This window comes from Streptacidiphilus sp. PB12-B1b (assembly GCF_014084125.1).
In the GTDB taxonomy this organism is placed as follows: Bacteria; Actinomycetota; Actinomycetes; order Streptomycetales; family Streptomycetaceae; genus Streptacidiphilus.
Window position 1 is genome coordinate 1,535,374 of the sequence record NZ_CP048405.1, and the last position, 18,595, is coordinate 1,553,968.

Below are 18,595 nucleotides of genomic sequence, written 5' to 3' on the forward strand. Positions count from 1 at the left end.
TGCGGTGTCCGAGCTGGCTTCGCTGCTGGAGCTGGGCTCCCCGCTGGTAGTCGGCGGGGCCGGTCTGGCGGTGGCCCGGGCCAAGACGCCCCGGCTGTACTGGTCCGTGGTGGGTCTGCCGGTGACCGCTGGCCGGATCGCGCACTCCTACGCCCGGGTGATGGAGGCGTGCGGGCTGACGGTCGAGCCCTCGCTGTGGCGCACGATGGCCTCGACGGCCGTTGCCCGGCGTGAGCTTCGTCCGGTTCCGCCGCGTGTGCGGGGCGTGGTGCCGACCGCGACCGGGTTGCGGCTTCGGCTGCGGCTGGCTCGTGGGCAGGAGACCGCTGATGTGGCCGAGGTGGCCGAGCGCCTACGGCACGCCTGGGAGGTCCATGGCGTCCATGTGGCCGAGGTCCGGCCCGGGATGGTGGAGCTGCGGCTGACCGCGTTCGATGTGCTGCGGTCGGTGCGGATGCCCAAGCGGGCCAGCGCCAAGGCGGCTGGTCTGCTGCGGGTGCCGGTGGCGTTGCGGGAGGACGGCACGGTGTTCGTGCGTGACTTCCGGGTGATCCCGCATGAGCTGAGCTTGGGGGCGAACCAGTCGGGCAAGTCGATGCTGCTGCGGAACCTGCTGTGGGGCCTGGCTCCCCAGCCGGTCGCGCTGGTGGGGATCGACTGCAAGTGGGGTGTGGAGCTGGCCCCGTTCGGCTCCCGGCTTTCCGCCCTGGCCATCGACCCGCAGGAAGCCTCAGAGTTGCTGCCGATCCTGATCCAGATGATGGAGGATCGGTACGAGCTGATCCGGGAGCGCCAGGGCATCGCTCGCAGCACCCCGGATGAGGAGATCACCTCCGACATCTGGGGCTTGCCTGAGGACATCCGTCCGGTGCCGGTCGTGCTGCTGATCGACGAGATCGCGGAGGTGTTCTTGACCGCCTCGGCCAAGGACGACAAGCGCCGGGACCAGATGGTCACCGACCTGATCCGGCTGGCCCAGCTCGGCCGCGCCGCCGGGATGTACATGGAGATCGCCGGTCAGCGCTTCGGCTCCGACCTGGGCAAGGGCGCAACCGCACTGCGCGCCCAGCTCACCGGCCGGGTGTGCCACCGGGTCAACGACGAAGCCTCGGCCAAGATGGCGCTTGCGGACGTGGCCGCTGCCGCTGTGTACGCCGCTACCCAGATCGCTCCGGAGCGTCCGGGGACGGCGGTGGTGGGCGACACCTCCGGGCACTGGTCCCGGGTCCGCACTCCCGCTCGGTCCCTGGAAGAGGTCGCGGCTATGTGCCGGGCTCACGCGCACATGACCCCGGACCTGCCCGAACTGGCCCGCTTCCGCCCGGCCGCGCTCTTGGCCCCGGTCCCGCTGGTCAAGCCGGTGCCGGTCACCCCGTAGCAGCTTCCCGCACCACGGTCGGCGTGACCGCTTCGCGCCAGGTCCCTACCCCCGCCATGCCTCGACCCGGAAGGACCGGTGAGCCCGATGGCAACCGCCTGCAAGCGCGCCGCAGCCAAGACCGTGCCCGCCCCGACCGTGCCCGTGCCGTGCGAGCCCTGTCAGGGCACCGGACAGGTCGGCAATCCCGTCCGCGTGGGCCGCCGACACCGCAACGTCGGCGAGCAGCAGGGCGCGTGCCTGGCCTGCTGGGGCAGCGGCGAAGCCCCCGCTGCCGACCCCGCCTGAACCCTCGACCGCCAGGACCGGGCGGCCGGTTGCTCCTCGCCCCGCCCGGCCCCGGCACCAACCCCACTTTGGAGGTGAACCTCTATGCGCCGCCTACTGCACCGCGTTGACCCGGTGCTGGTGCAGGCCGTGATCGCCGCGTCCCTGTCCTTCGCCCATCTGCACGACATCGCCAGCGCCGCCGGTCAGTCCGGCTGGAAGGCATGGGCCTACCCGATCTCGGTGGACCTGCTGTTCGTCGCCGCCTGGCGTCGCCTGCGCGCTGGTCGCGCCGCCGGTACCCCGGTCCGCCTGGTGTGGGTCTGGTTCCTGGTCGCCCTGATCGCATCCCTGGGTGCCAACGTCGCCACCGCCGGACTCCTGGACCTGCGCAACGTCCCGGCCTGGCTGCGCATCCTGGTCGCCGGGTGGCCCGCCGCCGCGTTCCTCGGCGGAACCCTCCTCGCCCACACCCCCGCCACCCCGGCCACCGAACCGGACCAGCCCGCACCCGTCCCGCCCGCGCCGATGCCCGTGTCCGTCCCGGACCCGGTGGCCGCTCTGCCCGCCGAGCCGGACCCGGTGCCCGCGCTACCGCCCGCCGCTGCGGCCATGGAGGTCCCGGCCGCGCTGCTGGCGCACGCCCGCAAGGTTGCCGCCGACCACCGCGCCCGCACCGGCACGGCCCTGGACCCGGCCGCGCTGCGCGCCGTGCTCGGTGTGCCGGTCCCGCTCGCCGACGCCATCACCGCCCAACTCTGACAAGGAGGAATCCGCCGTGACCGTGAACCTGCCTGTGGTCCTGGTCCTGGGCATCGTCGCCTGGCTGGTCTTCAAGTTCTTCCGAATCCGCTGGTGGGCCGGGCTCGCCCTGATCTTCTTCGGCTTCTTCCTCGCCCACACCTTCGTGGCTCCCGCCATCACCTCCGGCACCCGCACCGGAGTCCAGATCGTCAACACCCGTCACTGACCCGAAGGAGGGAACCGCCGTGTTCCTGCGCCCGATCAACGTCCCCACCGCCAACGACCTCTACCAGCCCGCCGCCAACCTGCCCGCCCCGCAGCCCCCGGCCACCACCGCCCCGGCCTGCAACTGCCAGCACCACACCACCCCCGCGCCGTACGCCCCGACCGCTCCGTTCTACGCCCCGGCTCCGGCCCCGGTGCCCACGCCCCGGCCCTCGCTCGCGCCGTACATCGCTGGCGGCATCGGCGCGGTGACCGCCGTGGCCGTGGTCGGCGTGATCGCCATCGGCCTGCTCCTGGCCTTCGCCGCGTCCGCCCTGGCCCTGGCCGTCTTGCGTTCCCTGCTCAACCCCTCGCCGACCGACCGCACTCGCCGCCGGTAGCTCAAACCTCGGGGCGACCGCCCGAATCCCTGGCAGGAAGACCGGTCGCCCCGAGCACCCGCCCGCCCAACAGACGAGACAGGAGACACCATCATGCACCCCAACAGCCTTGCCATGCCCGCACAGCGCCAGTGCCCGGCCTGCGACGGCTTCCCCATCGTCGCCGTGACCACCAGCACCCGCCGCCGCCCGGACGGCACCCTGCCCACCCTGCACACGGCCTGCCCGGACTGCCACGGCACCGGCACTCACGCCACGGCCAGCACCCGCGCCCTGGCGAGCAGGTGACCCTGTGGCCCTCCTGGACTGGCGTGACGCCAAGCACTGGGACAACACCCCCAAGCCCTGCGTGATCTGCGACAAGCCCACCAACCTGCGCTCCGACCGGGCCAAGCCCGTCCACAAGGTCTGCGCAGAGGACTGGATCGACCAGCACACCCCGCCCGCCACCCCCGAGGCAACCCGGTGACCGCGACCATGCCCGCTGAGCAGGAGTACGCCGCTGTCCTCGACCTTGCCCGGCTCTCGGCACGCGGGGACCTGCCCCAGCTCGCCCACCAGCTCCGCCGCACCTCCGGCTGCGCCAACCCGATCCACCTCCAGGGCTTCCGCACCCTGGTCCACGCCCCGACCGGGCAGATCCTGCACCGCTACGCCACCGACACCGAGCCCGGTCACCGGCTGCGGGTGGCCTGCGGTAACCGGCGCGCCTCGCGCTGCCCCTCGTGCGCCCGCACCTACGCCGGGGACACCTTCCACCTGATCCGCGCCGGGCTCGTCGGCGACCAGGCCAAGGGTGTTCCGGACTCGGTGCGCTCGCACCCCCGGGTGTTTGCGACCCTGACCGCGCCCTCGTTCGGGCCGGTCCACAACCGGCCGCAGAGCGGTGCCTGCCGCTGTGGCACCCGGCACCCGGACGGCTCGCCGGTCCTGGGTACCCCGCTGGACCCGGAGCGGTACGACTACGCGCACGCCGTGCTGTGGAACAACCACGCCCCCGAGCTGTGGCGACGCTTCACGATCTACCTGCGCCGGGACCTGGCCCGCGCCGCCGGGCTGACCAGCACCGAGTTCTCGGACCATGCCCGGGTCAGCTTCGGGAAGGTCGCCGAGTACCAGCGACGCGGGGCCGTGCACTTCCACGCCGTGATCCGCATCGACGGGCCAGAGGGAGCCAGCACCGCCCCGCCGCCCTGGGCGACCGTGGCCCTGCTGGACCGGGCGATCCGCTCCGCCGCCCGCCGCACCTTCGTCCCCCTCGCACAGACCCCCGCCGTGCCCGCCCTGGTCCTGCGCTGGGGAACCCAGGTCGACGTCCGACCCATCAGGGCGTTCGGGGACGGCTCGGCCATCACCGAACTGGCCGTGGCGTCGTACGTGGCCAAGTACGCCACCAAGTCCGCCGAAGCCACCGAGAGCATCGACCGCCGGATCACCGAACGGCACGAGATCGCCGCGCACGACCTGCCCGACCACACCCGCCGCCTGATCGAGACCTGCTGGGACCTGGACGACCAGTACCCGGACCGCAAGCTCGCCCACTGGTCCCACATGATCGGCTTCCGGGGCCACTTCTCCTCCAAGTCCCCGGCCTACTCGACCACGCTCGGGGCGCTGCGGCAGATCCGCGCCGACTTCCGGGCCGAGCAGGCCCATGCCGACCTGCGGGACCGCCTGCTCGCCGAGGGCCTGCCCGACCTGGACGACCTGCCCGAAGCCGAAACCCTCGTGCTCGCCCACTGGGCCTACGCGGGCTCCGGCCTGACCCCCGGCGAGTCCCTGCTCGCCGCTGGCATCACCGAACAGCTCGAACACAACCGCACCGCCGCCCGGGAGGAGTCGTCCCGACTCGCCCAAGAGATGGAGGAATGACCCTTGTCCACCCTGTTGACCGTCGCCCAGGTCGCCGAACTCCTGGGCACCACCGAGCGGTTCCCGCGCCGCCTGATCGAGGAACGCCGGATCGAATTCGTCCACGTCGGCCGACACGTCCGGATCTCCGAAGCCGCCGTGCACGCCTACCTGGCCGCCAACACGGTCCCCGCTGTGCCCCGTCGTCGGCTGGCGGTGGCTGTCTGATGGCCACGGGTAAGCGTGCGTTCGGCCGGGTCCGCAAGCTCCCCTCCGGGCGCTGGCAGGTCCGCTACCCGGCACCGGACGGCCTGGACCGTCCCGCCCCTTCGACCTTCCGTACGAAGAAGGAGGCGACGGACTGGCTGGCTGACAAGCAGGCCGAGATCCGCGCCGGTGCCTGGGTCGATCCGGATGCCGGGAAGATCCCGTTCGGGGTCTACGCCGCTGCGTGGATCAAGCAACGGAGGCTCGAACAGACGACGCGCGAGCTGTACGACACGCTGCTCCGGCGGCACCTGGTTCCCTCGTTCGGGGCGGTGGCGGTCGCCGACATCACGCCTGCGGGTGTACGCCTGTGGCGGGCCGCTCACCTGGAACTGGCCGGTGCCCCGACCGTGGCCAAGTCGTACGCGCTGCTGCGGGCGGTCATGAACACCGCCGTGGAAGATCAGCTGATCACCCGGAACCCCTGCCGGATCAAGGGCGGCAGCGTGGTGGACACCCCCGAGCGGCCCACCGCCACGGTCGCCGAGGTCTTCGAGATCGCCGAGGCCATGCAGCCCCGGTACCGGCTGCTGGTCCTGCTGGCGGGCTTCCTGGGCCTGCGCTGGGGCGAGTTGATCGCGCTGCGGGGTCAGGATGTCGATCTGGAGGCCGGGACGGTCCGGGTCCGCGCCGCCATCGCCGAACTGCGCAGCGGCGAGCGGGTGGTCAAGCCGCCCAAGAGCCGGGCCGGTGTGCGCACGGTCGCCGTGCCGGAGGTGATCCTGCCAAGCCTGCGTCAGCACATGCTGACCTTCGCCGAGTCGGGCCGGGACGGGCGGGTCTTCGTCGGTGCCAAGGGGGCCACCCCTCGCCGGAACCACTTCAACCGGCTCTGGCACCGGGCGTGCGACGCGATCGGGATCAAGGGGCTGCACTTCCACGATCTTCGGCACACCGGCAACACTCTGACTGCCTCGACCGGAGCCAGCACCAAAGAGTTGATGGCCCGCTTCGGCCACAGCACCACCCGGGCCGCGCTGATCTACCAGCACGCCACCGAGGAGCGGCAGCGCACCATCGCCGACGCGCTCAATGAGCAGATCATCAAGGGCATGAAGCGCGGCACCGGCCGGAACGGGCACGGGACGGGCACGACGGGGGAGTAGACCCCGGAACGAAGATCGGCCCCAGTCCAGCGATCAAGTCGCTGACCTGGGGCCGATCTCATCTGAGCGGGCGACGGGAATCGAACCCGCGTAGCTAGTTTGGAAGACTAGGGCTCTACCATTGAGCTACGCCCGCAGAGCGCGCACTGCTGCGCGTTCGGGGCAAGCCTAGCGGAAGCGGCTGGGCCGTTGCACACCGCCCGGGTGCGCGGCGGGTCGGCGGGTGTGCGGGCGCGGGGGCGAAACCGGGCGGTGGCGGGGGCCTGAGCATGTACGCTACGTCTCGTCCAGACGGGGTGTGGCGCAGTTTGGTAGCGCGTCCGCTTTGGGAGCGGAAGGTCGTCGGTTCGAATCCGGTCACCCCGACCAGCACCAGCGGAGACGCTGTGCGGCAGTGAGCACGCAGTGGGTACGACGGGCCCCGCCGGGTACGGTGGGGCCTTTTCCGTGTCCGGCCGCTGCTCCGCCGGGGCTGTCCCGACTTGCGGGGACCAACGCAGATTGTGGTACCGGTAGGATGGACCGCTGGCGGGTGTATGCGTGGCATGTCCTAACAGGCGGCCCCACGACGCAGCCGCCGGCAGGGCGAGGAGCGAGTCTCACCGTCCACCCCACCCCGGCGGGCGATGTCGCCTCTGACTTATCACCCGTCTCGTCGCGCACTGGACTCCAGCGCGCGGCGGACACCCCGACCGCAAAGCCCCCAAGGAGACCCAACCGTGAAGAGCGCCGTGGAGACTCTGAACCCGACCCGGGTTCGACTCACCGTCGAGGTGCCCTTCGAGGAGCTCAAGCCCAGCCTCGACGCGGCGTACAAGAAGATCAACCAGCAGGTCACGGTTCCGGGCTTCCGCAAGGGCAAGATCCCGGCTCGCGTCATCGACCAGCGCTTCGGCCGTGCCGCGGTGCTGGAGGAGGCCGTCAACGACGCGCTGCCGCGCTTCTACACCCAGGCTGTCGACGAGAACAAGATCGATGTCCTCGGCCAGCCGGACATCGACGGCCTCGAGGGCGTCGAGCGCATCGCCGACGGCGGCGACCTGAAGTTCACCGCCGAGGTGGACGTCCGCCCCGAGATCACGCTGCCCGACTTCACCGGCATCGAGGTCGAGGTCGACGCGATCAGCGTCAGCGACGAGGACGTCGAGGAGACGCTGAAGCAGCTCCGCGACCGCTTCGCCTCGATGAAGACCGTCGAGCGCGCCGCCGCCGCGGGCGACGTCGTGGTCGTGGACCTGGAGGCCAAGGTCGACGGTGAGGTCCCCGAGGACGGCACCGCCACCGGCGTCAGCTACGAGATCGGCTCCGGCCAGCTCCTCGACGGCATCGACGAGGCCGTCACCGGCCTGGAGGCCGGCGGCAGCGCCACCTTCACCACCGAGCTCAAGGGCGGCAGCGCCGAGGGCAAGGACTCCGAGGTCACCGTCACCGTGACCACCGTGCAGGAGAAGGAACTCCCGGCCCTGGACGACGACTTCGCCCAGCTCGCCAGCGAGTTCGACACCCTGGAGGAGCTGAAGGACGACTCGCGCAAGCGCCTCGTCCGGATGAAGGAGTTCGACCAGGCCACCCAGGCCCAGGAGAAGGTCCTCGACAAGCTCATGGAGCTGGTCGAGATGCCGTACCCGGAGAAGCTGCTCGCGGACGAGGTCCAGACCCGCAAGCACAACCTGGAGCACCACCAGCTGCCGCAGATGGGCATCGACCTGGACGGCTACCTCAAGCTCCAGGACAAGACCGCCGAGGAGTTCGAGAACGAGCTGCTGGAGCAGGCGCGCAAGGGCATCAAGACGCAGTTCGTCCTGGACGCCATCGCCTCCAAGGAGGAGCTTGCGGTGAACCAGGAGGAGCTCACCGAGCACCTGCTGCGCCGTGCGGCCGGCTCGGGCATGACCCCGGACCAGTTCGCCCAGCAGGTCGTCGAGGGCGGCCAGGTGCCGCTGCTCGTCGGTGAGGTCGTCCGCGGAAAGGCGCTCGCGGTGGTCGTCGAGGCCGCCAAGGTCGTCGACACCGAGGGCAACCCGGTCGACTTCGAGGACGACGAGGACGAGGACGAGGCCGGCGAGACCGCCGAGGCCGCCGCCGCGACCGAGGCCCCCGAGGCCGACGCCGACGCCGACAAGGGCGCCGAGGCCTGATCCCTCGCGCAACCGGGCCCGTACGGGCCCGCACGGGCCGGTGCAGCCCGGTACAGCCCCGCCGAAGGGCCCGGACGCCATCCCGCGTCCGGGCCCTTCGGCGCAGCCCCGGGGCGGCTTGGTGACCCTGCGCTCACAGCGAACAGTTCAGTGTGAGGGATGGCCAGGCCACGCCTGCGCGTTAGGGTCCTTGGTACGAGGGGCAGGGTGACTGTCGGTCCACCACCGGCCTGGCGGCCGGTGCGACCAGCGGAACCGACCTTCGACCGACCTTCGTAAGAGACGCTGTGACGGCGCAAGACCAGCCGTCCGAAGACAATGAGCGGGTGGATACGTGACGACTCCCCAGTTCCAGATGCCCGGCCTGCCCCACATGTCAGGGGCGTTGGCTCCCAGCGCCGCCGGTGAGATCGGCGGCGGCGGTCTGGGCGACCAGGTCTACAACCGTCTGCTCAACGAGCGCATCATCTTCCTCGGCCAGCAGGTCGACGACGAGATCGCCAACAAGATCACGGCGCAGCTGCTGCTGCTGGCGGCCGACCCGGACCGTGACATCTACCTCTACATCAACTCTCCCGGCGGCTCGGTCACCGCGGGCATGGCGATCTACGACACCATGCAGTACATCAAGAACGACGTGATCACCATCGCCATGGGCATGGCCGCGTCGATGGGCCAGTTCCTGCTGACCGCGGGCGCCAAGGGCAAGCGGTTCGCGCTGCCCAACGCCGAGATCCTGATGCACCAGCCCTCGGCCGGCCTCGGCGGCTCGGCGACCGACATCCGCATCCAGGCGCAGCAGCTGGTCCGGCTGAAGCACCGGATGTCGGAGCTGATCGCCTTCCACAGCGGCCAGTCGACCGAGCAGATCATCAAGGACTCCGACCGTGACCGCTGGTTCACCCCGGCGGAGGCGCAGGAGTACGGACTCATCGACGCCATCATGCACAGCGCCGCGGACGTCCCCGGCGGCGGTGGCACGGGCGCCTGACGCCGGCGTCCGCGCCCTCGTCAGCAGCCTGTCAGTCAGCGACCGTCAGATCACCGTCCGTACGCTTCCGGAGGCCACACCCATGAACATTCCCAGCCTGTCCAGCGCCCGTGGGCGTTTGGAGGACATGCGCGCCGAGGGCCGCTACATCCTCCCCCGCTTCGTCGAGCGCACGTCGCAGGGCGTGCGCGAGTACGACCCGTACGCGAAGCTGTTCGAGGAGCGCGTCATCTTCCTGGCGACCCAGGTGGACGACGCCTCGGCCAACGACATCATGGCGCAGCTGCTGTGCCTGGAGTCGATGGACCCGGACCGGGACATCTTCCTGTACATCAACTCGCCCGGCGGCTCCTTCACGGCGCTCACGGCCATCTACGACACCATGCAGTTCGTGAAGCCCGACGTGGCGACGGTGTGCATGGGCCAGGCCGCGTCGGCCGCCGCGGTGCTGCTGGCCGCGGGCGCCCCGGGCAAGCGCATGGCGCTGCCGAACGCCCGGATCCTGATCCACCAGCCGTACACCGAGACCGGCCGCGGCCAGGTGTCGGACCTGGAGATCCAGGCCAACGAGATCCAGCGGATGCGCGAGCAGCTGGAGGAGATGCTGGCGAAGCACTCCAACCAGAGCACCGAGCAGATCAGCGAGGACATCGAGCGCGACAAGATCCTCACCTCCTCCGAGGCGCTGCAGTACGGCCTGATCGACCAGATCACCGCCACCCGCAAGGCGTCCCTGCTCGACTGATCCGGGTCTCACCGGGGATTGCGCCGGGGCTCGCCGAGACCCCGCCGGGATCCCACTGAGACATGCACCACCCAGGCTGTTGGCCCCCCGCTCTTGGAGCGGGGGCCCCGGCCTGGCACCATCGGTGGTACCGACTGTGCACCGCCCGTCCTGACGCCGGCAGATCCGGGGCCTGGCCGTGCGGCGGTGCGTCGAGAAGGATCTGCACTCTTCCGGGGCGGCTTCAGGGCTGCTCCAGTGGCGAATTCGCCCAGGGCGGAAGAGGGAAGCCCGCCGAAGACGGCGGATCGAGGGTCCTGACGGAGTACCGTCGGAAACCAAGCACCAGGCTCCTGCCTCAACGGGGCCTTTGGCGAAGGGGAAGCACCTCGTGGCACGCATCGGTGACGGTGGCGACCTGCTCAAGTGCTCGTTTTGCGGGAAGAGCCAGAAGCAGGTGAAGAAGCTCATTGCCGGGCCCGGCGTGTACATCTGCGACGAGTGCATCGACCTGTGCAACGAGATCATCGAAGAGGAACTCGCGGAGACCTCGGAGGTGAGGTTCGAGGAGCTGCCGAAGCCCCGCGAGATCTACGAGTTCCTGGACGGCTACGTGGTGGGCCAGGAGGCCGCCAAGAAGTCGCTGTCGGTGGCGGTCTACAACCACTACAAGCGGGTCCAGGCCGGCGAGAACGGCAAGCACGGCCGTGACGAGGGCATCGAGCTGGCGAAGTCCAACATCCTGCTGCTCGGCCCGACCGGCTCCGGCAAGACCCTGCTCGCGCAGACGCTGGCCCGGATGCTGAACGTGCCGTTCGCCATCGCGGACGCCACGGCGCTGACGGAGGCCGGCTACGTCGGCGAGGACGTCGAGAACATCCTGCTCAAGCTGATCCAGGCGGCGGACTACGACGTCAAGAAGGCCGAGACCGGGATCATCTACATCGACGAGATCGACAAGGTCGCCCGCAAGAGCGAGAACCCGTCGATCACGCGTGACGTCTCGGGCGAGGGCGTGCAGCAGGCGCTGCTGAAGATCCTGGAGGGGACGACGGCCTCGGTGCCGCCGCAGGGCGGGCGCAAGCACCCGCACCAGGAGTTCATCCAGATCGACACCACCAACGTGCTGTTCATCGTCGGCGGCGCCTTCTCCGGCCTGGAGCGGATCATCGAGTCCCGGGCGGGCAAGAAGGGCATCGGCTTCGGCGCGACCATCCGCAGCAAGCACGAGATCGAGTCCAGCGACCAGTTCCGCGCGGTCATGCCGGAGGACCTGGTGAAGTTCGGGATGATCCCGGAGTTCATCGGCCGTCTGCCGGTCATCACCAGCGTGCACAACCTGGACCGGGACGCCCTGCTGCAGATCCTCACCGAGCCCAAGAACGCCCTGGTCAAGCAGTACCGGCGGCTGTTCGAGCTGGACGGCGTGGAGCTGGAGTTCACCGACACCGCGCTGGACGCCATCGCCGACCAGGCCATCAAGCGCTCCACCGGCGCCCGCGGCCTGCGCGCCATCATGGAGGAGGTGCTGATGTCCGTGATGTACGAGGTGCCCTCGCGCAAGGACGTCGCCCGCGTGGTGGTCACCGAGGACGTCGTCCTGGAGCACGTCAACCCGACGCTGGTGCCGCGCGATCTGCGCGCCCAGCGCGAGCGCCGCGAGAAGTCGGCCTAGCAGCCGCTCGCGCGACCGCCGCCGCACGCGCAGCAGCAACAAGCACGCAGGCCCTGCCCCCGACCGGGACAGGGCCTGCGTGCTGTGCTGCTGCTTCGCTCAGCTCAGTCCTTGGTCACCGGAACGGAGTTGATGACGACCGTGTCCTTGGGCGCGCCGTCGCTGCCGCCGCCGCTGACGCCGTCCTTGGCGATCTGCTGGAGGATGCCCAGGCCCGAGGTGATCGTCCCGAACGGCGTGTACGCGGGGGAGAGCTGGCTGGCCTGGTAGACCAGGAAGAACTGCGAACCGTTGGTGTTGGGGCCGGAGTTGGCCATCGCCACGGTCCCGGCGGGGTAGGTGCCGCCGGCGATCGCCGGGGAGGTCAGGTTCTCGTCCGGGAAGGTGTAGCCGGGGCCGCCGGTGCCGGTGCCGGTGGGGTCGCCGCACTGCAGCACGTACAGCCCGGCGGTGGTGAGCCGGTGGCAGTGGGTGTGGTTGAAGTAGTCCTGCTGGGCCAGGAAGACGAAGCTGTTGACGGTCTTGGGCGCGTCCTTGGCGTCCAGCTTGATCCCGATGTCGCCGCAGGAGGTCTTCAGCGTCGCGGTGTAGGTCGCGGTGGTGCTGATGGTCATCGCCGGGGGACTGGACCAGTGCTTGCCGTTGGGGCTGCCGGGCGCGACGTCGGCGCAGAGCCCGCTGCCGCCGGAACTAGCACTGGCGGCGGCGCTCGCACTGCTCGCGCTCGTGCTCGTGCTCTTGCTGCTGTTGCCGTTGACCGCCCACACGGTGCCGCCGACGATGATGGCGACCACCAGCAGCGCCGCGCCGATCAGGCCCGCCCTGCGCCGTCTGGCCTTGGCCTTCTCGGCGGCGCGCAGCGCCTCGATCCGCGCACGCCGCGCGGCGGCGCTCCTGTCCTCGCTCACCTGGGGCTCCTCCTGTCATGTCACTGTCGTGACGGGTGTTGTACCGCCAGACAGTTGACCAGAAGGAGCCCCGCTGCGGGGAGCAGGCGCGACGACTGTCGCTACTTCTTGACCTCGGCCACGGACCGCATCGCCAGCGTTTTGGCTGCCAGCGTGGACAGTTGGCCGTCGGGGCTCGTGGAGGAGGAGGCGGTGGCCGCGCCGAAGTCCATCAGCGCCGCATAGGTGCTGTTGTCGGCCCAGACACAGGTGGGGACTTGGGTGGTGCCGGCGAAGGTCAGCAGCGCGCACTGCATGGAGCCGCCGAGCGGGCCGGCCTTCTCGTCGGTCTTGTCGCTGAGGGTGGCGCTGCCGGAGTTGGTGACCCCGTCCCAGAACTGGCTCAACTCCATGGACGCGCCCAGGGTGTCGCCGTAGGCCCCGTCGAAGATCAGGCCGGGGGTGGCCGCGCCGGCCGAGCTGTCGTAGGTGGTGATGACCGGCGTGACACCGGCCTTGGCCAGGCCCGAGTCCTCGGTCTGGGCCATGCCCTTGGCGGTCGAGCTGGTGTCGTCCCGGGTCAGGCCCTGGAAGGTGGTGGGCGCGACCAGCTTGTACTCGCCGGTCGACTTGGCCACGTCCACCACGGCGTAGGTGATCACACCGCCGATGACGAGCACCAGCGCGCCGCCGATGGCCAGGGCTGTTTTCAGGCCCTTGCGGCTCTTGGGCGGGGGCGGGGTGAAGCCCCAGGCCGGATCGCCGTACGGCGGCTGCGGCTGCCCGTACGGCTGCCCGTCCGCGGCGTACGGCTGGCCGGGCTGCGGCTGGCCGTACGGGGCCTGGCCGTACGCGGGCTGCTGGCCGTAGGGCGGCGGTGTCGCGGGCTGGCCGTACGGGGGCTGCTGGCCGTACTCGGGCTGCTGCTGCCCGTACGGGGACGCGGGAGGAGGGCTCTGCGGGGCCGGCTGGCCGTAGCCGGGCGCCCCTTCGGGGGAGGCCCCGCCAGGGTTCTCCTGGGGCGGCGGCGGATACATCGACATAGTCGAACATCAGACCAGTCAGGGCACAGGCGTGTCCATCGGCTTACCCGTACCCGCCGGAACCGCCCCCGGGCGCCCGCGCGGCCTCCCGCGCGGGCGCCGCTCCCGGCGACCGTAGACTGAGGGCGTGAGCGACACTTCCCGCACCAGCCCGCAGCCAGCCGACGCCGACAGCCCCGCAGCCCGGCTGCAGGAGGTGACCGCCGAGCTGACCGCGCGCTGGCCGGAGACCCGGATGGAGCCCTCGCTCGACCGGATCGCCGCGCTCATGGACATCCTGGGCGAGCCGCAGCGCTCCTTCCCGTCGATCCACATCACCGGGACCAACGGCAAGACAAGCACCGCCCGCATGATCGAGCAGCTGCTGCGCCACTTCGAGCTGCGCACCGGCCGCTACACCAGCCCGCACGTCGAGCTGGTGACCGAGCGGATCAGCCTGGACGGCGAGCCGATCAGCGCCGAGCGCTTCGTCGAGACCTGGGAGGACATCAAGCCGTACGTCGCCATGGTCGACGCCGCGCAGCCGTTCCCGATGTCCTTCTTCGAGATCGTCACCGCCATGGCCTACGCCGCCTTCGCGGACGCCCCGGTCGACGTGGCCGTGGTCGAGGTCGGCCTCGGCGGCCGCTGGGACGCCACCAACGTCATCGACGCCCCGGTCTCGGTGATCGCCCCCATCTCGCTGGACCACACCCACCTGCTCGGCGACACCACCGGCAAGATCGCCGAGGAGAAGTCCGGGATCGTCAAGAAGGGCGGCCTCGCCGTCGTCGCCCAGCAGCCGCTGGACGCCGCCGAGACGATCCTGCGCCGGGCGGTGGAGGTCGACGCCGTGGTCGCCCGCGAGGGCATGGAGTTCGGTGTGGTGCACCGGGACATCGCGCTCGGCGGGCAGCTGCTCAGCCTGCGCGGGATCTCCGGCCACGAGTACACCGACGTCTTTGTGCCGCTGCACGGCGCGCACCAGGCGCAGAACGCCGCGCTGGCGCTGGCCGCGGTCGAGGGCTTCTTCGGCGTCGGCACCGCCCGGGAGCAGCCGCTGGACGTCGACAAGGTGCGCGCGGCCTTCGCCGGGGTCAGCTCCCCGGGCCGGCTGGAGGTGGTGCGCTCCAGCCCGACCATCGTCCTGGACGCCGCGCACAACCCGGCCGGGGCGCTGGCCACGGCCGAGGCGATCAGCGAGTCCTTCGGCTTCACCCGGCTCATCGGCGTGGTCAGCACCAGCGGCGACAAGGACTCCGCCGGGCTGCTGGAGGCCCTGGAGCCGGTCCTGACCGAGGTCGTCGTCACGCAGAACTCGACCCAGCGGGCGGCCTCCGTCGACGCGCTGGCCGAGACCGCGGTGGAGATCTTCGGCGCGGACCGGGTGCAGGTGGAGACCCGGCTGGACGACGCCATCGAGGCCGCCGTGACGCTGGCCGAGGAGGTCGGCGAGCTGGGCGGCTCCGGCGTGCTGATCACCGGCTCCATCATCACCGTGGGCGAGGCCCGCATCCTGCTCGGCCCGCGCTGAGCCCCGACCGATCCGACCACCGCCTGACCGCCCGCCCCGAGAGGCCCCCGCCGTGCGTACCCTCTGCTCGTCCACCCTGATCGCCGAGGCGATGGTGGTCGGTTTCGCCGCCCTCGTGGCGATGCACCTGTCCTCCGTCTCGCACGGCACGCTGTGGGCGGTCTGCGGCGCGGCCATGGCACTGTGCGTGCTGCTCTGCGGGGTGCTGGGACGCCCGGGCGCGGTGGCGATCGGCTGGGCGCTGCAGGCGGCGCTGATCGCCAGCGGGGTGGTGGTCGGGATGATGTACGGGCTGGGCGTGATCTTCGCGGCGCTGTGGTGGGCCTCGGTGCACTACGGCCGCAAGGTGGACGCCATCAAGGCGGCCCGCGCCGCCGCGGCCGAGGACGCCGAGGACGCCCCCGGCAGCCCCGCCTCCGGGACCCCCGCCACCGCCTGACCCGCGCCCGGTCCGCACAGGGCCCCCACCGGCGCGGGCGCGCGCGGGGGCGCCGGGTAGGCTCGACGGTGATCGTCCCACCCCGGTTCACCACCGCTGACTTCCCCCGGAGCGCCTCATGCCGCAGCGCAGCCTCGTCCTTCTGAAGCCCGACGCCGTCCGCCGAGGGCTGGTCGGCGAGATCGTCAGCCGCATCGAACGCAAGGCGAACTGGACGCTGGTCGCGCTGGAGCTGCGGACCCTGGACCAGGCCACCCTGGAGCAGCACTACGCCGAGCACGTCGGCAAGCCGTTCTACGAGCCGCTGATGGAGTTCATGGCCTCGGGCCCGTCGGTGGCGCTGATCGTCGAGGGCGAGAGCGTGATCGAGGGCATCCGGGCGCTGGCCGGCAAGACCAACCCGATCGAGGCCGGCCCGGGCACGATCCGCGGCGACTACGCGACGATCACCCGGGAGAACCTGATCCACGCGTCCGACTCGGAGTCCTCCGCCGAGCGCGAGATCAAGATCTTCTTCCCCGCGCACGCCTGACCGCGCCCGCCCGCGCGCGTCCGGCGCGGAGCCCCCGACACACCCGTGCGCCTGACCCGGGTACACCTGTCCGACTCCGCGCGCTGCGCCCGCGACTCCCCGCAGGGGTCGCGGACACAGCTGACCGCACGCCAGCTCCCACCGCCATATGGGGGCTGACGTGCGGTTTTTCGTTTGCGGTCGGGGCGGTCGGGTAGCCGAATTATCGGAATTGAGGATTCCGCAGAATCGATCGGCCGACACAAGCCACCCAATAAGGGAAAATCCGATCGTCTGCCTTGATACTCGGGTAAAGCGAACGGTCACCGTCTGTGCCTCGATGGCTACCATGGAGGCAACTCGGCACTGGTGGCTGACGGTGCGTCAGTCCGAGCCCTCAGCCGCCCCCACCCTCGATCCTCGGGAAGGCCCCCCAAGTCCATGGCGAACAACAGCATGTCGTTCATCGGTCGTGACATGGCTGTCGACCTCGGCACCGCCAACACGCTCGTGTACGTCAGGGGCCGCGGGATCGTCCTCAACGAACCCTCCGTGGTCGCCGTCAACACCAACACCGGGGGCATCCTCGCGGTCGGCGCCGAGGCGAAGCGCATGATCGGGCGCACGCCCGGCAACATCGTCGCCATCCGCCCGCTCAAGGACGGCGTGATCGCCGACTTCGAGATCACCGAGCGGATGCTCCGCTACTTCATCCTCAAGATCCACCGGCGCCGCTACATGGCCCGCCCCCGCGTGGTCGTGTGCGTGCCCAGCGGCATCACCGGGGTCGAGCGGCGCGCCGTGATCGAGGCGTCCCGGCAGGCCGGGGCGCGCCAGGTGCACATCATCGAGGAGCCCATGGCCGCCGCCATCGGCGCCGGCCTGCCCGTCCACGAGCCCACCGGCAACATGGTGGTGGACATCGGCGGCGGCACCACCGAGGTCGCGGTGATCTCGCTCGGCGGCATCGTCACCGCCCAGTCCATCCGCACCGCCGGGGACGAGCTGGACAACGCCATCATCCAGCACATCAAGAAGGAGTACTCGCTGCTGCTCGGCGAGCGCTCGGCCGAGCAGATCAAGATGGGCATCGGCTCCGCCTTCACCCTGACGGACGACAAGGAGGAGCACACCGAGATCAGGGGCCGGGACCTGGTCAGCGGCCTGCCCAAGACCGTGGTGATCTCCGCCGCCGAGGTGCGCCAGGCCATCGAGGAGCCGGTCAACGCCATCGTGGACGCGGTCAAGACGACGCTGGACCAGTGCCCGCCGGAATTGGCGGGTGACATCATGGACCGCGGCATCGTTCTCACTGGGGGCGGTGCTCTCCTGCGCGGCCTGGACGAGCGGCTGCGCCGTGAGACCGGCATGCCGGTCCACATCGCGGAGAACCCGCTGGACTCGGTCGCCCTGGGCTCCGGCAAGTGCGTTGAGGAGTTCGAGGCGCTGCAGCAGGTGCTGGACTCCCAGCCGCGTCGCTGACGCCCGGTCACATCGCCCCCCTGCCCCGATCCCGGGAGCCGCTGCCCCCGGGAACTCCGTACACCGTCTGAAGGGCTCAGCCGAGGACCGTGAGGGACACACGAGAAAGCCGCCTCCTGCTCGTCCTGCTGGTCGCCGTGGCCTTCGCGCTGATCACCGTGGACATCCGCGGCGGCGCGGACTCCCCGCTGAGCGGCGCGCGGAACGCCGCCGCCGCCCTTCTCGGGCCGGTCGAGAACCGGGTCTCCGGCGCCGTCCAGCCGGTCGCCGACACCGTGCGCACGCTGCGCGAGTCCGGCACCAGCGGCGACCACATCCGCGCCCTGGAACAGCAGAACGCCCTGCTCAAGCAGCAGGTGTCCAGCTCCGACCTGGCCCAGAGCCGCACCACCGAGCTGTCCCGGCTGCTCGGCGAGGCCGGCACCGGGCAGTACACCATCGAGGCCGCGCAGGTGGTGGCCATCGGCGCGGCCCAGGGCTTCTCCTGGACGGTCACCATCGACGTCGGCAGCCACCAGGGCATCCAGCGCGACATGACCGTCATCAACGGCGACGGCCTGGTCGGCCGGGTCACCACGGTCGGCCCGGACACCTCCACGGTGCTGCTGGCCACCGACCCGGAGTTCGGCGTCGGCACCCGGCTGGAGGGCAGCGGCGAGATCGGCTTCGCCACCGGCCAGGGCAACGGCCCGCTGCGGGTGGCCCTGCTCAACCCGCAGGCGCAGGTCAAGGCGGGGGACCGGATGGTGACCTTCGGCTCGCAGAGCGAACGCCCGTTCGTCCCCGGCGTGCCGGTCGGCACGGTCACCCGGGTCGAGAACACCCCCGGACAGCTCACCCGCACCGTGCTGGTCAAGCCCTTCGTCAGCTTCACCACGCTCGACCTGGTCGGCGTGGTCGTCCAGCCGCCCGCCACCGACCCGCGCTACGCGCTGCTGCCGACCAAGACCACCGCGCACTGAGCACAGCTCAAG

At 70.9% G+C, this 18,595-nt stretch carries 21 protein-coding genes and 2 tRNA genes; 20 read left to right on the forward strand and 3 right to left on the reverse strand.

What is annotated here, in order from left to right:
- Positions 1-4: 4 nt before the first annotated feature.
- From GXW83_RS06960 to GXW83_RS07005, 10 genes are all read left to right on the forward strand, one after another.
- Positions 5-1,378, forward strand: coding sequence for an FtsK/SpoIIIE domain-containing protein (locus GXW83_RS06960; RefSeq protein ID WP_182442001.1), 1,374 nt, complete (start codon positions 5-7; stop codon positions 1,376-1,378).
- A gap of 87 nt (positions 1,379-1,465) precedes the next feature.
- Positions 1,466-1,666, forward strand: coding sequence for a hypothetical protein (locus tag GXW83_RS06965; RefSeq protein WP_182442002.1), 201 nt, complete (start codon positions 1,466-1,468; stop codon positions 1,664-1,666).
- A gap of 84 nt (positions 1,667-1,750) precedes the next feature.
- Positions 1,751-2,407, forward strand: a complete 657-nt coding sequence (locus GXW83_RS06970) for a DUF2637 domain-containing protein (RefSeq protein ID WP_182442003.1) — start codon at positions 1,751-1,753, stop codon at positions 2,405-2,407.
- A 16-nt stretch (positions 2,408-2,423) separates the two neighbouring features.
- Entirely contained in the window at positions 2,424-2,615 is a 192-nt protein-coding gene (locus GXW83_RS06975) for a hypothetical protein (RefSeq protein ID WP_182442004.1), read from the forward strand.
- Positions 2,616-2,634: 19 nt separating this feature from the next.
- Positions 2,635-2,994 carry a hypothetical protein gene (locus GXW83_RS06980; protein WP_182442005.1) on the forward strand — a complete coding sequence of 120 codons (360 nt, stop codon included), beginning with the start codon at positions 2,635-2,637 and terminating at the stop codon, positions 2,992-2,994.
- A 93-nt stretch (positions 2,995-3,087) separates the two neighbouring features.
- A complete protein-coding gene (locus GXW83_RS06985; protein ID WP_182447739.1) occupies positions 3,088-3,282 on the forward strand; it encodes a hypothetical protein in 195 nt (64 codons plus the stop codon).
- A 4-nt stretch (positions 3,283-3,286) separates the two neighbouring features.
- The gene (locus GXW83_RS06990; protein ID WP_182442006.1) at positions 3,287-3,463 is read left to right on the forward strand and encodes a hypothetical protein; all 177 of its coding nucleotides are present in this window, start codon (positions 3,287-3,289) and stop codon (positions 3,461-3,463) included.
- An 8-nt stretch (positions 3,464-3,471) separates the two neighbouring features.
- Entirely contained in the window at positions 3,472-4,866 is a 1,395-nt protein-coding gene (gene repSA / locus GXW83_RS06995) for a replication initiator protein RepSA (protein WP_182442007.1), read from the forward strand.
- A gap of 3 nt (positions 4,867-4,869) precedes the next feature.
- Positions 4,870-5,073, forward strand: a complete 204-nt coding sequence (locus GXW83_RS07000; protein ID WP_182442008.1) for an excisionase family DNA-binding protein — start codon at positions 4,870-4,872, stop codon at positions 5,071-5,073.
- Positions 5,073-6,218 (forward strand): site-specific integrase, encoded by a 1,146-nt coding sequence (locus tag GXW83_RS07005; protein ID WP_182442009.1) that lies wholly within the window; start codon positions 5,073-5,075, stop codon positions 6,216-6,218. Before GXW83_RS07000 ends, GXW83_RS07005 begins: the two co-directional genes overlap by 1 nt.
- 65 nt (positions 6,219-6,283) lie before the next feature.
- Here the strand turns inward: GXW83_RS07005 and GXW83_RS07010 are convergent.
- Positions 6,284-6,354: transfer RNA gene (locus GXW83_RS07010), tRNA-Gly, on the reverse strand.
- Between the two features lie 156 nt (positions 6,355-6,510).
- Between GXW83_RS07010 and GXW83_RS07015 the strand changes: the two genes are divergently transcribed.
- The 5 genes from GXW83_RS07015 to clpX all read left to right on the forward strand — a co-directional run bounded on the left by GXW83_RS07015 (position 6,511) and on the right by clpX (position 11,746).
- Positions 6,511-6,587: transfer RNA gene (locus GXW83_RS07015), tRNA-Pro, on the forward strand.
- A gap of 350 nt (positions 6,588-6,937) precedes the next feature.
- Positions 6,938-8,356, forward strand: a complete 1,419-nt coding sequence (tig, locus tag GXW83_RS07020; RefSeq protein ID WP_182442010.1) for a trigger factor — start codon at positions 6,938-6,940, stop codon at positions 8,354-8,356.
- A gap of 373 nt (positions 8,357-8,729) precedes the next feature.
- Positions 8,730-9,347 (forward strand): ATP-dependent Clp protease proteolytic subunit, encoded by a 618-nt coding sequence (locus tag GXW83_RS07025; protein ID WP_182447143.1) that lies wholly within the window; start codon positions 8,730-8,732, stop codon positions 9,345-9,347.
- Between the two features lie 82 nt (positions 9,348-9,429).
- Positions 9,430-10,092: an ATP-dependent Clp protease proteolytic subunit gene (locus GXW83_RS07030; protein WP_182442011.1), complete on the forward strand. Its 663-nt coding sequence runs from the start codon at positions 9,430-9,432 to the stop codon at positions 10,090-10,092.
- Between the two features lie 370 nt (positions 10,093-10,462).
- Positions 10,463-11,746, forward strand: coding sequence for an ATP-dependent Clp protease ATP-binding subunit ClpX (clpX, locus tag GXW83_RS07035; RefSeq protein WP_182442012.1), 1,284 nt, complete (start codon positions 10,463-10,465; stop codon positions 11,744-11,746).
- 104 nt (positions 11,747-11,850) lie between these two features.
- On the opposite strand, the gene GXW83_RS33845 is transcribed toward clpX, so the two are convergent.
- Both GXW83_RS33845 and GXW83_RS07045 read right to left on the reverse strand, forming a co-directional pair.
- Positions 11,851-12,654, reverse strand: a complete 804-nt coding sequence (locus tag GXW83_RS33845) for a peptidylprolyl isomerase (RefSeq protein WP_225446816.1) — start codon at positions 12,652-12,654, stop codon at positions 11,851-11,853.
- Between the two features lie 101 nt (positions 12,655-12,755).
- Positions 12,756-13,676, reverse strand: a complete 921-nt coding sequence (locus tag GXW83_RS07045) for a hypothetical protein (protein ID WP_182442013.1) — start codon at positions 13,674-13,676, stop codon at positions 12,756-12,758.
- 127 nt (positions 13,677-13,803) lie between these two features.
- Here GXW83_RS07045 and GXW83_RS07050 point away from each other — a divergent pair, with 127 nt between their 5' ends.
- The 5 genes from GXW83_RS07050 to mreC all read left to right on the forward strand — a co-directional run bounded on the left by GXW83_RS07050 (position 13,804) and on the right by mreC (position 18,583).
- Positions 13,804-15,189 carry a folylpolyglutamate synthase/dihydrofolate synthase family protein gene (locus tag GXW83_RS07050; RefSeq protein WP_225446817.1) on the forward strand — a complete coding sequence of 462 codons (1,386 nt, stop codon included), beginning with the start codon at positions 13,804-13,806 and terminating at the stop codon, positions 15,187-15,189.
- Positions 15,190-15,241: 52 nt separating this feature from the next.
- On the forward strand, positions 15,242-15,628 hold the full coding sequence (locus GXW83_RS07055; RefSeq protein ID WP_182442014.1) for a DUF4233 domain-containing protein: 387 nt from the start codon (positions 15,242-15,244) through the stop codon (positions 15,626-15,628).
- 118 nt (positions 15,629-15,746) lie between these two features.
- Positions 15,747-16,160, forward strand: coding sequence for a nucleoside-diphosphate kinase (gene ndk / locus GXW83_RS07060; protein WP_182442015.1), 414 nt, complete (start codon positions 15,747-15,749; stop codon positions 16,158-16,160).
- Between the two features lie 435 nt (positions 16,161-16,595).
- On the forward strand, positions 16,596-17,621 hold the full coding sequence (locus tag GXW83_RS07065; protein ID WP_182447146.1) for a rod shape-determining protein: 1,026 nt from the start codon (positions 16,596-16,598) through the stop codon (positions 17,619-17,621).
- Positions 17,622-17,710: 89 nt separating this feature from the next.
- The gene (mreC, locus tag GXW83_RS07070) at positions 17,711-18,583 is read left to right on the forward strand and encodes a rod shape-determining protein MreC (protein ID WP_182442016.1); all 873 of its coding nucleotides are present in this window, start codon (positions 17,711-17,713) and stop codon (positions 18,581-18,583) included.
- Positions 18,584-18,595 lie beyond the last annotated feature (12 nt).

Bases quoted from the DNA above. Each gene is read 5' to 3' on its own strand.
- GXW83_RS07025 (WP_182447143.1), top strand. From the start codon at position 8,730: ATGTCAGGGGCGTTGGCTCCCAGCGCCGCCGGTGAGATCGGCGGCGGC.
- GXW83_RS07030 (WP_182442011.1), top strand. From the start codon at position 9,430: ATGAACATTCCCAGCCTGTCCAGCGCCCGTGGGCGTTTGGAGGACATG.
- GXW83_RS07065 (WP_182447146.1), top strand. From the start codon at position 16,596: ATGTCGTTCATCGGTCGTGACATGGCTGTCGACCTCGGCACCGCCAAC.
- GXW83_RS06970 (WP_182442003.1), top strand. From the start codon at position 1,751: ATGCGCCGCCTACTGCACCGCGTTGACCCGGTGCTGGTGCAGGCCGTG.
- ndk (WP_182442015.1), top strand. From the start codon at position 15,747: ATGCCGCAGCGCAGCCTCGTCCTTCTGAAGCCCGACGCCGTCCGCCGA.
- repSA (WP_182442007.1), top strand. From the start codon at position 3,472: ATGCCCGCTGAGCAGGAGTACGCCGCTGTCCTCGACCTTGCCCGGCTC.
- GXW83_RS07005 (WP_182442009.1), top strand. From the start codon at position 5,073: ATGGCCACGGGTAAGCGTGCGTTCGGCCGGGTCCGCAAGCTCCCCTCC.
- GXW83_RS07045 (WP_182442013.1), bottom strand. From the start codon at position 13,676: ATGTCGATGTATCCGCCGCCGCCCCAGGAGAACCCTGGCGGGGCCTCC.
- GXW83_RS06965 (WP_182442002.1), top strand. From the start codon at position 1,466: ATGGCAACCGCCTGCAAGCGCGCCGCAGCCAAGACCGTGCCCGCCCCG.
- GXW83_RS06985 (WP_182447739.1), top strand. From the start codon at position 3,088: ATGCACCCCAACAGCCTTGCCATGCCCGCACAGCGCCAGTGCCCGGCC.